This is a genomic window from Buchnera aphidicola (Therioaphis trifolii) (assembly GCF_005080705.1).
In the GTDB taxonomy this organism is placed as follows: domain Bacteria; phylum Pseudomonadota; class Gammaproteobacteria; order Enterobacterales; family Enterobacteriaceae; genus Buchnera_L; species Buchnera_L aphidicola_X.
This window is the reverse complement of record NZ_CP032996.1, coordinates 150,254-164,728: the sequence shown is the minus strand read 5'-3', so window position 1 is coordinate 164,728 and position 14,475 is coordinate 150,254. Positions and strand designations below refer to the sequence as shown.

10 protein-coding genes are annotated in these 14,475 nt (G+C 21.6%); 3 read left to right on the top strand and 7 right to left on the bottom strand.

What is annotated here, in order from left to right; translation table 11 throughout:
- Positions 1-3 precede the first annotated feature (3 nt).
- On the top strand, positions 4-1,152 hold the full coding sequence (gene ftsZ, locus D9V81_RS00760) for a cell division protein FtsZ (RefSeq protein ID WP_158349415.1): 1,149 nt from the start codon (positions 4-6) through the stop codon (positions 1,150-1,152).
- A gap of 13 nt (positions 1,153-1,165) precedes the next feature.
- Positions 1,166-1,501, top strand: a complete 336-nt coding sequence (erpA, locus tag D9V81_RS00755; RefSeq protein ID WP_158349414.1) for an iron-sulfur cluster insertion protein ErpA — start codon at positions 1,166-1,168, stop codon at positions 1,499-1,501.
- 247 nt (positions 1,502-1,748) lie between these two features.
- On the opposite strand, the gene lpdA is transcribed toward erpA, so the two are convergent.
- The 7 genes from lpdA to truA form a co-directional block, all read right to left on the bottom strand.
- Positions 1,749-3,161 (bottom strand): dihydrolipoyl dehydrogenase, encoded by a 1,413-nt coding sequence (lpdA, locus tag D9V81_RS00750; protein ID WP_158349413.1) that lies wholly within the window; start codon positions 3,159-3,161, stop codon positions 1,749-1,751.
- A gap of 94 nt (positions 3,162-3,255) precedes the next feature.
- A complete protein-coding gene (locus D9V81_RS00745; RefSeq protein WP_158349412.1) occupies positions 3,256-4,464 on the bottom strand; it encodes a 2-oxo acid dehydrogenase subunit E2 in 1,209 nt (402 codons plus the stop codon).
- A 13-nt stretch (positions 4,465-4,477) separates the two neighbouring features.
- Positions 4,478-7,141, bottom strand: coding sequence for a pyruvate dehydrogenase (acetyl-transferring), homodimeric type (gene aceE, locus D9V81_RS00740; RefSeq protein WP_158349411.1), 2,664 nt, complete (start codon positions 7,139-7,141; stop codon positions 4,478-4,480).
- Positions 7,142-7,279: 138 nt separating this feature from the next.
- Entirely contained in the window at positions 7,280-8,332 is a 1,053-nt protein-coding gene (locus tag D9V81_RS00735; protein ID WP_158349410.1) for a GMP reductase, read from the bottom strand.
- A gap of 71 nt (positions 8,333-8,403) precedes the next feature.
- The gene (gene secA, locus D9V81_RS00730) at positions 8,404-10,713 is read right to left on the bottom strand and encodes a preprotein translocase subunit SecA (RefSeq protein WP_261978191.1); all 2,310 of its coding nucleotides are present in this window, start codon (positions 10,711-10,713) and stop codon (positions 8,404-8,406) included.
- Complete coding sequence (locus D9V81_RS02135; protein WP_261978189.1) at positions 10,710-10,871, bottom strand: hypothetical protein; 162 nt, start codon at positions 10,869-10,871, stop codon at positions 10,710-10,712. Before D9V81_RS02135 ends, secA begins: the two co-directional genes overlap by 4 nt.
- Before the next feature lie 168 nt (positions 10,872-11,039).
- The gene (gene truA, locus D9V81_RS00725; protein ID WP_158349409.1) at positions 11,040-11,819 is read right to left on the bottom strand and encodes a tRNA pseudouridine(38-40) synthase TruA; all 780 of its coding nucleotides are present in this window, start codon (positions 11,817-11,819) and stop codon (positions 11,040-11,042) included.
- A gap of 200 nt (positions 11,820-12,019) precedes the next feature.
- Between truA and thrA the strand changes: the two genes are divergently transcribed.
- A complete protein-coding gene (gene thrA, locus D9V81_RS00720) occupies positions 12,020-14,467 on the top strand; it encodes a bifunctional aspartate kinase/homoserine dehydrogenase I (RefSeq protein ID WP_158349408.1) in 2,448 nt (815 codons plus the stop codon).
- The last annotated feature ends 8 nt before the right edge of the window (positions 14,468-14,475 follow it).

The following is a 14,475-nucleotide window of genomic DNA, read 5'->3' as shown; positions in this document are numbered from 1 at the left end:
TTTATGTTTGAACCCATTGAATTAAGTAATGATGCAATAATTAAAGTATTAGGAATTGGAGGTGGAGGTGGAAATGCTGTAGAACATATGGTAAGAGAAAAAATAGAAGGAGTAGAATTTTTTGCAATAAATACTGATGCTCAAGCATTAAAAAAAATTGAAGTAGGGCAAACAATTCAAATTGGAAGTAATATTACAAAAGGTTTAGGAGCTGGATCAAATCCAGAAATTGGTAAACATGCTGCAGAAGAAGATCGTGAAACAATTAATGCTGCATTAGAAGGAGCAGATATGGTATTTATAGCTGCTGGAATGGGGGGAGGAACTGGAACTGGAGCTGCTCCAGTAGTTGCATCTATTGCAAAAGAAATGGGTATCTTAACAGTAGCTGTAATTACTAAACCATTTATTTTTGAAGGAAAAAAAAGAATGATATTTGCTGATCAAGGTATTCTAGAATTATCTAAATATGTTGATTCTCTTATTATAATACCAAATGATAAATTATTAAAAGTATTAAATCGAGGTATTTCTCTTTTAGATGCATTTAGTGCAGCAAATAATGTACTTAGAGGTGCTGTTCAGGGAATTGCAGAATTAATTACTAAACCTGGATTAATGAATGTAGATTTTGCTGATGTTAGAACAGTAATGTCTGAAATGGGTTATGCAATGATGGGAACAGGATTATCTTCTGGAGATAATAGAGCAGAAGAAGCATCAGAAATTGCTATTTCTAGCCCATTATTAGAAGATATTGATTTATCAGGAGCAAGAGGAGTTTTAGTTAATATTACAGCTGGAATAGATTTAAGATTAGATGAATTTGAAACTGTAGGTAATACTGTAAGATCATTTTCATCAGATAATGCGACTGTAGTTATTGGAACATCTCTTGATCCTGATATGAATGATTCATTACGAGTTACAGTAGTTGCTACTGGTATTGGATCAGAAAATCAAAATAAAAATAATATTTTTTCAAATAAAAATATTTCTAATAAAGAAAAAAAATCAACAGACTATCGATATCAAAATTTCAATTTAGGGATAAAAAAAAATAATCAAAAAAATATAGAAATTAAAAAAATAAAATCAAATTATTTAGATATTCCGTCTTTTTTAAGAAAAAATAATATTCTCAAAAAATGAAAAAATTTAAAATATGATAAATTCAATAAATTTAAAAATAAAATTTACTCAATCAGCAAATTATAAAATTTTAAAATTAATAAAAAAAAATCAAACATTAAAATTTCGAATATATATTATTGGTGGGGGATGTAATGGATTTCAATATCAATTTAAAATAGATAATAAAATTAATAAAAATGATATCATAATAAAAAAAAATTTTAATATTATTATCGATGCTATTAGTTTACATTATATTAATGGAGGAATAATTGATTATCAAGAAACATTATCAGGATCAAAATTTATAGTATATAATCCAAATGCAAAAACAACATGTAGTTGTGGTTCATCTTTTGGTATATAATATAATTTATATTAAAATAAAATGTTAAAAATGAAAATTATTAATAATATAAATAATATATTTAACTTAAAAAATTTTAAATTTATTATAATAAATAAAATATATAATAATATTTTATTATTTTATATTAAATAATTGAATATATGAAAATAAAATAATTGTATAAAATATTATAAAGAATTATTTGAATAAAATTACAAATAATTCTTTATTATATAATATAATTATTTCAAATTAAAATATTAAATTAAATTTTTAAATTCATTAAATCTGTAACAGTACCTTGTAAAATTTGTGCTGTTAAACCAATTGATTCACATAATGTTGGATGAGGATGAATAGTTAATGAAATATCTTCTATATCACAACCCATTTCAATAGCTAATGTAATTTCAGATAATAATTCACCTGCTTGTCTACCAACAAGTATTCCTCCAATAACTTTACGATTATCTTTATTAATAATTAATTTAGTTATACCATTTGAACAATTTGAAACAATTGCACGTCCAGAAGCATTCCAGGGAAATGTTGCAACTTCATAATTTATATTTCTTTTAATTGCTTCATTTTCATGTATACCTACCCATGCAATTTCAGGATCAGTATAAGCTACTGATGGGATTGCAATAGGATCAAAATAATGTTTATAACCAGAAATAACTTCTGAAACAATATGACCTTGATGGATTCCTTTATGAGCTAGCATTGGTTGACCAATAACATCACCAATAGCATAAATATTAGGAATGTTAGTTTTAAATTGATCATCTACTATAATAAAGTTATTTTTATCAACGATAACTCCAATCTTATCTAATGATAATTCTTTTATATTTGGAATTCTTCCAACTGCTATTAATATAGCATCATATATTTTTTTTTCTTTATTAATTTTATTAGATAAAGTAACAAAAACTTGATTATCTTTTACAAAGATATTATCAATATTAGTTCCTAATAAAATATTAAAATTATTTTTTATTTCTTTTAAAAATATTTTAATAATATCTTGATCTAAAAATGGTAAAACTTGATCACACCGATCAATAACATCAACTTTTGAACCAATTGCACTATAAAAAGTAGCCATTTCTAAACCAATAATTCCTGACCCAATGATTAATAATTTTTTTGGAATAGTATTAAGAGATAATGCTTGAGTGGAATTCCAAATATAATTAGAATCATTAGGTATATTAGGTAATGTAATAGGTTTAGATCCAGTAGCAATAATTACATCTTGAAAATGAATATGTATATTTTCTTTATTATTTTTTACTAATACTGTTTTTGAATCTATAAAAGTACCTATTCCATTTATAATATCTACTTTTCTCATTTTTGATAGTGATTTTAATCCATTAGATAAAGTATTAATTATTTTATCTTTATTTTTTTTTATTAAATTAAAATCAATTTTTGGATCACTAAAAACAACACCTTGTTTAGATATTTCTTGTGATTCTTTAATTACTTTAGCAATATGTAATAAAAATTTTGATGGAATACAACCAACATTTAAACAAACACCACCTAATTGATTATATTTTTCAACTAAAATTGTACTTAATCCTAAATCAGCACTACGAAAAGCTGCTGAATATCCTGCAGGACCGGATCCAAGAACTAATACTTGAATATGAATATCTCGAATCATTTTCACCCTTAAAAATAAAATAATAAAATATATTATATTAATATAAATATAATTATAAAATTAAATATTAAATTATTAAAAAAATTTAAAAAAATTATATTAATAATAATCTAATATCAGATAATAATGTATTAATAAATGTAATAAATTGTGCACCTTCTACGCCATCAATAATACGATGATCATAAGATAAAGAAAGCGGTAAAATTAATTTTGGTATAAATGATGTTCCATTCCAAACTGGCTTATAAGTAAATTTAGAAACTCCTAAAATTGCTGCTTCAGAAGAATTAATAATTGGAGTAAAATTTATACCTCCAATACCACCTAAACTAGAAATAGTAAAACACCCTCCTTGTAAATCAGATATTTTTAATTCACCTTTACGGGCTTGATTAGATTTTTCTAATATTTCAATAGCAATATCAGATAATGTTTTTTTATTAACATGTTTTATAACAGGAACAAGTAATCCATGAATAGTATTAACTGCTATACCAATATTAATATATTTTTTTAAAAAAATTATCTCATCTTCTATAGAAATCGAACTATTGAAGTAAGGAAATTTTTCTAATCCTTTAGAAACTGCTTTAATAATAAAAGTTAATAATGTTAATTTATTATTTTTTTTATGATTTATAGTTTTATTATATTTAATTCTAAAGTTTTCTAAATCGGTAATATCTACTTCATCAAATTGTGTAACATGAGGAATAGTAGTCCAATTTTTTGATAATAATTTTCCAGATATTTTTTTTATTTTATTTAATTTAATTATTTCAACTGAACCAAATTTACTAAAATCAAAATTTTTTGAAATATTATTATTATTATTATTAAATGTACTTGAAATATTATTTTTACTAATATTTTTAATATATTTATCAATATCTTGTTTAATAATTCGATTTTTTCTACCACTTCCAGAAATATTCTTCAAATCAATATTTAAAGAACGTGATAATCTTCTAATTAAAGGTGAAGCATGTATTATATAATTAGTATTATTTAATTCTAAAGATTCATTAACGACACAATTAGATGCATCTTGATTAATAATAGAATTATTAATATTTTCTATTATCATAATAACAGAATCTTTTTGTACAATATCAGAAACCTTTACTTTAATTTCTTTTATTTTACCTTCATAAGGAGACGGAATCTCCATAGAAGCTTTTTCACCTTCTATAACAATCACACTTTGTTCTTTTTTAATGATATCATTAACGCTGACTAAAATATCTACTATTTCAGCATGATCTATACCAATATCTGGAATTTTAATTTCAGTATCCACTAAATTTAACCTCTTATGCTAAACGTGGATTAATTTTTCTTATATCAATATTAAATTTTAATATTGCATCAAGAATAATTTTTTTATCTATTATATTACAATTTAATAATTCTGTTAATGCAGCAATAACAATATAATGAGAACTTATTTCAAAATAATTACGTAAATTTTCACGACTATCAGAACGTCCAAAACCATCAGTTCCTAAAACACGATATTTTATAGCAGGAATATAATTTCGTACTTGATCAGCAAAAATTTTCATATAATCAGTAACAGCAACAGCAGGAGCAGAATTCATAATTTTTGTAATATAAGGAATTTTAGATTTTTTATCTGGATTTAACATATTCCATCTCTCACAATCTTGTCCATCTCTTGCTAATTCTGTAAAAGATGTGACACTATAAACATCAGAACCAATTTGATAATTTTTATATAAAATATCAGCTGCTTGTCTTACACTTCTTAATATTGCTCCTGAACCCATTAATTGTACTTTTCCTTTTGTGTTAGTTAATGAATATAACTTATAAATTCCTTTTTTTATACCTTCTTCAACATTTTTAGGCATTGCAGGCATAAAATAATTTTCATTCATAGTAGTAATATAATAATAAATATTTTCTTGATTAGGTCCATACATTCTTTGTAATCCATCTTGAATAATTACAGCCATTTCATAAGAATATGATGGATCATAAGAAATACAATTAGGAACAGTTAAAAAATGAATATGACTATGACCATCTTCATGTTGTAAACCTTCTCCATTTAAAGTTGTTCTTCCTGATGTTCCTCCAATTAAAAAACCGCGCGCTTGTTGATCACCAGCAGCCCAACACAAATCTCCAATTCTTTGAAAACCAAACATAGAATAATAAATATAAAATGGAATCATTGGAAAATTATTACTACTATATGAAGTAGCTGCAGCTAACCATGATGCAGCAGCTCCTAATTCATTAATACCTTCTTGTAATATTTGACCATTTTTATCCTCTTTATAATATGATAATTGATTTTTATCTTGAGGAATATATTTTTGTCCATTAAAATTATAAATCCCAATTTTTCGAAATAAACCTTCCATACCAAATGTTCGAGCTTCATCAGCAATAATTGGAACAATTCGATCCTTTAAAATAGGTAAATTTAATAATATATTTAATATACGAACAAAAACTATAGTAGTAGATATTTTTCTTTTTTGTTCTAAAAATAATGATTTAAAATCTTGCAACGTTGGTAATATTAAATTTTCAGTAAATTTTTCAATTCTAGATGGAAGATAACCACCTAATTGACTTCTTTTTTGATGTAAATAAATATATTCAGGAGAATTTTTAGGAAATATAATATATGGAAGAGAAGAAATATTTTTCTTTTCAATAGGTACATTGAATCGTTTACAAAAATATATTAAATCTTCTGTATTCATTTTTTTAACTTGGTGTGCAGTATTTTTTCCTTCTGCTATATTTCCCATTCCATAACCTTTAATTGTATGTACTAAAATTACAACAGGTTTATCTTGTGATTGTTTTGCTTTTTTAAAAGCAGAAAAAATTTTTTTCGGATCATGTCCACCGCGATTTAATGACCAAATATCTTGATCAGACATATTTTTTACTAATTCTAATGTTTCAGGATATTTTCCAAAAAAATGTTTTCTAATGTATGCTCCATTTTTTGATTTAAAATTTTGATAATCTCCATCTAAAGTCTCATTCATTAATTTAATTAATTTACCACTACAATCTTTTTTTAATAAAGAATCCCAACGATCACCCCAAATAACTTTAATTACTTCCCAACCTGCACCATAAAATAAACTTTCTAATTCATTAATAATTTTACCATTACCTATAACTGGACCATCTAATCTTTGTAAATTACAATTTATTACATAAATTAAATTATTTAATTTTTCTCTAGAAGCAATATTAATTGCACCCTTAGATTCAGGTTCATCCATTTCTCCATCACCTAAGAAAGCATATACTGTTCTATTTTTAGTATCTTTTAAATTTCTATTCTCAAGATATTTTAAAAATTTAGCTTGATAAATAGAACTAATTGGACTTAAACCCATAGAAACAGTTGGAAATTGCCAAAAATTAGGCATAAGTTTTGGATGAGGATAAGAAGATAAACCATTACCTGAAATTTCTTGACGAAAATTATTCATTTGTTCTTCAGTTAATCTACCTTCCAAAAAAGCTCTAGAATAAATTCCAGGTGAAATATGTCCTTGAAAATATATTAAATCACCATCAAAATTTTTATTTGCAGCTTTAAAAAAATGATTAAAACAAACTTCATAAATAGTAGCAGAGGATTGAAAAGAAGATAAATGTCCCCCAAGTTCTAAATTTTTATTTGAAGCACGTAATACCATAACTATAGCATTCCATCTTATAGCTGATCGTATTTTTTTTTCAATATCTAAATCTCCAGGATATTTAAATTCTTGATCAACTGGTATGGTATTAATATAATCTGTTACAAAATTATCGATAATATAATTTATATTATGTTTTTTCATTTTTTCTATTAATTTTTGTATTATAAATTTAGCACGATCTTCTCCTTCCCTTAAAATAATTGATTCGATAGAATCTATCCATTCAATTGTTTCAATAGGATCAATATCATACTGAGAATAATTAGACATTCTTAATATTCCTTTATTTATTTTAAATTAATGTTAAATTGATTATATGAATAATAATTTTATAATAATACAAAAAATAAAAAATTAAAAGCTTCTATACATATAGTATTTCATATAATAATCATGTCAAGTAACATATTAAAATAATTGATTATTATTGAAAATTTTATTCTCTTGTTCTAAAACACGAATAAATGTAGTACGTTTAGTTAATTCTTGTATTTTTTTTGCACCCACATAAGTACAAGATGATCGTAAACCTCCTAATATATCAAGCACTGTTTTGTTTACTGATCCTTTTAATAATAATTTTACTGATTTACCTTCATCAGTTCTATAAACTTCAACTTTACCCATATGTAATTTCATAGCATTTTTTGAACTCATTCCATAAAAAATCATAAATTTTTTATCATTTTCTTCTATGATATTACCTTCACATTCATTATGACCTGCAAAAATTCCACCCAACATAACAAAATCAGCAGCTGCGCCAAATGCTTTAGCTATATCTCCAGAATTAGTACAACCACCATCACTAATAATTCGACCATGTAATCCATGTGCAGCATCTGCACATTCAATAACTGCAGATAATTGAGGATAACCAATTCCTGTTTTGGATCGAGTAGTACATACTGAACCTGGTCCAATACCAATTTTAACAATATCTGCTCCAGAAAGAATTAATGCTTCTACCATTTCTCCTGTTACTACATTTCCAGCACAAATTATTTTTTCTGGAAAATCTGTTCTTACTTTTTTTACAAAATCTAAAAAACATTCAGAATATCCATTTGCTACATCAATACAAATATATTTTAGTAAAGATGATAATGAAAGTATTATTTTTAATTTAATATAATCTTGATCTGAAATTCCTGTAGAAACCATAATATAATCAAAAACATATTTAGATGTATTAAAAATAAAATTTTTCCAATTTTGAATACTATAATATTTATGTATAGCTGTTAAAATATTAAATTTTGATAATTTAACTGCCATACTAAATGTACCTACAGTATCCATATTTGAAGCAATAATAGGAACTCCTAAATAATTAAATTTAGAGTATTTAAAATTTATATTTCTAAATAAATTGACTTCTGAACGACTTTTTAATGCAGATCTTTTAGGTACAATTAAAACATCTTTAAAACCTAATTTAATATCTTCTTCAATACGCATAATTATATTCCAAATAATATGATAATTTTATATATTTAATAATTTATACAAAAATAAAAATTAAATAAAAATCATAAATAAAATATTTTCTTTATTATATTTGAACTAATTTCATATTTTAATATATTTAACATATTTGAAAATATAAAAAATGATTCTTTAATATATTCTTGTTTAGGATCTTTTTGCGAATATCCTCTAAAATGTATTCCTTGACGTAAATATTCCATAAATAATAAATGTTCTTTCCAAAAAAAATCTAAAATATTTAATATAATTTTTTTTTCAATTTTTCTAATATTATCATATCCAATTTTTTTTTCTATTTTTTTATAATTATATTGTATTTTTTTATATATTTTATTTAAAATTAATTTTTTAGAAATTAATAAATTATTTTTTAATAATTTTTTAAATGAAAATATTAAATTAAAATCATTTTTAAAAATATTTTCTAAATTTATAATATCATTATGATAATTATTATAATTATCTAAAATATTTTTAATTATATCAATTAAATTTTTTTTTATAAAATATTTAATATTTTTAATTTTTAAAATATTATTTCGTATAAGGTAAAAAATATTTCTTTGTGTATTTAAAATATCATCATATTCAATTAATTGTTTACGAATTTCAAAATGATAATTTTCTACTTTTTTTTGAGCAAATGATATTGCACTTGTGATCCAATGATGTTCTATTGGTTCTCCAAATTTTAAATTAAAATTTAAAATAATTTTTTTTATATTTTCTGAAATAAAAATACGTATTAATGAATCTTCTAACGATAAATAAAATCTAGAAGAACCAGGATCTCCTTGTCGTCCTGTTCGTCCTCTTAATTGATTATCAATACGACGAGATTCATGTCTTTCAGTTCCAATAACATGTAAGCCTCCTAATAAAATAACTTCATTATGTTCTTTCTGCCATTTTTTTTTTATATCATTTAATTTATATTTATTTATTTTTTCATTAATTACACCGCCTAATATAATATCTGTACCTCTTCCAGCCATATTAGTAGAAATTGTTACAGCTTTTAATTTTCCAGCTTGTGAAATAATAGATGCTTCTTTTTTATATGATTTAGCATTTAAAATATTATGTTTAATACCTAAATTAAATAATTTTTTAGAAATTATTTCAGATTTTTTTATTGAAGTTGTACCAACTAATACAGGTTGTTTTTTTAAAAAACAATTTTTAATATCTTCAATAATAGCATTTATTTTTTCTTTTTCAGTCATATATATTAAATCAGGTAAATCTTTACGAATCATCGGATTATTTGTAGGTACAACTATTGTTTTTAAACCATAGATTACTTGAAATTCAAAAGATTCAGTTTGCGCAGTTCCTGTCATACCAGAAATTTTTTTATACATTTTAAAATAATTTTGTAAAGTAATTGATGCTAATGTTTGACTTTCATCTAAAATATTTACATGTTCTTTTGCTTCTATTGCTTGATGTAAACCATCTGACCATCTTCGATCTAACATCATTCGTCCAGTATGTTCATCAATAATAATAATTTTATTATCTTTTATTATATAATCAATATCACGATTAAAAATAAAATGAGCACGTAAAGCAGCAATAATATATTGAATAAAAATAAAATTTTGAGTTGAATATAAAGATTGATCTTTATTAATAAAATTAAATTTTAATAATAAAAATTCAAATTTTTTTAAACCATTTTCAGTTAAAAAAACTTGTTTATTTTTCTCATCAATAAAAAAATCACCATCTTTAGATGAATAATTTATTTTTTGTGTTTTTTGTTTAACAAAATAAGGAACCATTTTATTAAAAATATTATATACTTCAATATTTTCTTTTGAAGACCCAGAAATAATTAATGGAGTACGTGCTTCATCAATTAATATTGAATCTACTTCATCAATTAATACATAATGTAAAGTTTTTTGAACTTTTTTTTTAGAAGAAAATACCATATTATCACGAAGATAATCAAAACAAAATTCATGATTTGTACCATAAACAATATCAGAATGATACGCCTTTTGTTTTTCTATTATAGACATACCTGATAAATTAATACCAACTTTTAATCCTAAAAATTCAAATAATGGTTTATTTTTTTTAGCATCACGTTGTGCTAAATATTCATTCATTGTTACTATATGAACTCCATTTCCACTTAAAGCATTTAAATATGCAGGTAAAGTTGAAGTTAAAGTTTTTCCTTCACCAGTACACATTTCAGCAATACAATTTTGATGTAAAATCACTCCTCCCATTAATTGAACATCAAAATGTCTCATATTAAAAATTCTTTTACTAACTTCTCTTACTGTTGAAAAAGCTTCAGGTAATAATTCATCTAATGATTTTCCATTTTTTATACAATTTCTAAAAAATTGAGTTTTTTTTTTAATTGATCATTTGTTAATTTACTAAAATAATTTTCTAAATTATTAATATTATATACAATGTTTTTGATTTCTTTTGATATATAATTATTTTTTTTATTAAACAATTTTTTTATTATTTTTAAGAACATATTATTAATCTCATATAATTTTATTAATATATAATTTATTATAAAAATATATTATAAATAAAAAATTAAAATTTATAATTAATTATATTATAAAATAAAATATAAAAATACAATTAAAATAAAATGATTTATTATTTATTTTTAATAATATTGTATTTTATAATAATTTTAAAAATTATATACAGGAATTTTAAAACAATTAGGATATTTAATTGATAAAAGATATAATCCATAAGGATTAGCAGTAGAAGAACAAAAAGAACGATTTTTTTTTTTTAAAACATATATTATCCATTTAAAATTTTTTTTCATCTTACCAATATCAATTAAACAACCAATAATATTTCTTACCATATATTGTAAAAAAGAATCAGCCTCTATATCAATAAAAATAAATTTTTTTAATTTAAATATATTAATATTAATAATTTTTCTATATGGAGAATTAGATTGACAATAATTAGATCTAAAAGAAGTAAAATCATATTCTCCAATAATACATTGACTAGCTTTATACATTTCTTTTATATTTAATTTTTTACTAATATAATTAACACGATTATTAAATAATGCAGATCGAAATTTTGAATTATAAATAATATATCTATAAGAACGAGATACTGCACTATATCTTGCATGAAATATACTTGGAACATTTTTAATCCATTTAACAGAAATATTTTTAGGTAAATAATTATTTATTCCAAAAATCCAAGAAAAATTTTTACGAATTGCAGTAGTTTCAAAATGAATTACTTGACCAAAACTATGTACTTTAGAATCTGTTCTACCAGCACAAAAAATAGATACATTATGATTTGCAACTATAGAAATTGCTTTTTCAACTTCTGTTTGTACATTTAAAAAACCTGATTTTTGACTTTGCCATCCATGATAATAACTACCATCATATTCTAATCCTAAAGCAAATTTTATAACTTTGATCATAAATAACCTTTATTAACAAAAAATAAATATAATATAATTTATATCATAAAAATAAAAAATTATTTTTAATATTTAAAATCAATATTAAAATTATATAATATAAATTATGTAATAAAAAAATTAATTATTTAATTTTAATAATAAAAAAATATTAATATAATAAAAAATATAAATTTTAAAATAAGGAAAATATAAATTCAATGAGAATACTTAAATTTGGAGGAACATCATTATCTAATTCTAAAAAATTTTTAGAAGTATCAAAAATCATTGAAAAAAAATTTAAAAATGATAATATTGCTATTGTTTTATCTGCACCTGCAAAAATAACTAATTATTTAGAACAAATTAATAAAAATATAACATTTAATAAAAACTCAAAAAATATATTTCAAAAAATAGAAACAATTTTTTATGAATTAAGTAATGGAATAAATAAACAACAAAATAATTTTCCTAATAATAATATTAATAAATATATTACAAATACATTTGATGATTTAAAAAATAAAATTAAAAAAATAAAATTATTAAATGATAATTCAAAAAAATTATTTTCAGAAATTATTTCAAAAGGTGAAATAATTTCTATTAAAATTATGCAACAATTATTAATTTCTAAAAATTATTTAACATTTTATATTGATCCAATAAAAAATATTGTTACTAATAATGATTATTTTGAATCAGATGTAAATATTTCTAAAACAAAAAAAAATATTCAAAAAATAAAAATACCAAATAAACATATTATTTTGATGCCTGGATTTATTGCTGGAAATAAAAATCATGAATTAGTAACTCTAGGTAGAAATGGATCTGATTATTCTGCAGCAATTTTAGCAGTTTGTTTAAATGCAAAAGTATGTGAAATTTGGACAGATGTTGATGGAATTTATACATCAGATCCTAAAATTATTCCTACTGCAAAATTATTAAAATCAATTTCATATCAAGAAGCTATAGAACTATCATCATTTGGAGCCAAAATTTTACATCCAAAAACCATACTTCCGTTATTTAAATCAAATATAAAATGTATAATTAAAAACACATATTTTCCAGAAAAAACAGGAACTATTATTCAAAATATTTTTGAAGAACAATCTACAAATATTAAAGGTATTACATATTTAAATAATATTGTAAATATTGTTATTAAAATTAATATATTTAAAAATATAAATTTTATAATTGAAAAAATATTTTCAATATTTTTAAATTTTGATATTCAAATATTATTTCATGTAACATCTTATTTAGAAAATAAAATTTATTTTTATATAATACAAAAATATAAAGATCAAATTAAAAATATTTTAAAAAAAAAACTACAAAAAGAATTAATATATGATATTATTAATATAATTAATATTGATCAAACATTAAAATTAATAAATATTGTTGGTAACAATATTAATAATAATATTAATGTTCAAAAAAAAATTTTTTTATCATTAAAAAATACAAATTTAAATATTATTTCTACAAATACTACATTTTCAAAAAATTCTTTTATAATAATAACAAATAATAATAATATTCATGAAAATATTAAAATTATTCATAATAAATTATTTTATAAAATAAATATTATTGAAATTTTTTTAATTGGAATTGGAGGAGTAGCAAAAGCATTATTAAAACAAATTCAAAAACAAAGTCAAATATTAAAAAATAAAAATATAATATTTAAAATTTGTAGTATATCAAATTCAAAAAAAATGTTAATTAATTTAGATGGTATTAATCTAATCACTTGGAAAGAACAATTTCATACTACTCATAAAAAATTTTGTATAAAAAAAATTATTAAATATGCAAAAAATATTTCTTTATTTAATCCCGTAATTATAGATTGTACTGCAAGTCAAGAAATAGCTAATTTTTATTATGATATTTTAAAAAATAATATAAATATTGTAACTCCAAATAAAAAAGCTAATACAAATACTTGGAAAGAATATGCAAACATTAGAAATATTGCAATAAAAAAAAATAAAAAATTTTTTTATGAAACTAATGTTAGTGCTGGATTACCAATTATAAAAACATTAAAAAATTTATTTGATTCAGGAGATGAATTAATTAGTTTTGAAGGTATATTATCTGGATCTTTATCATTTATTTTTGGAAAATTAGAAGAAGGATTATCTATTTCAGAAGCTACTATTATGGCAAAAAAATTAGGATTTACAGAACCAAATCCAAAAGATGATCTATCTGGATTAGATGTCGCAAGAAAACTACTTATATTAGCTAGAGAATCAGGATATAAATTAGAATTAGAAGATATTAAAATTATACCAATATTACCAAAATATATGTTAAAAATAAAAGATAAAAACACTTTTATATCTGAATTATCAAAATTAAATGAATATTTTTACAACAAAATAAAATTAGCAAAAAAATATAAAAAAGTATTAAGATTTATTGGAACAATAAAAAAAGGAGGATTATGTAAAGTAGAATTAACAGAAGTTGATAAAAAAAATCCTTTATATAATGTTAAAAATGGTGAAAATGCATTAATAATATATAGTAAATATTATCAACCAATACCATTGGTATTAAAAGGATATGGTGCAGGAAATAATGTTACAGCAGCTGGAATTTTTTCTGATTTATTACAATTATTACCATAATAATTAGG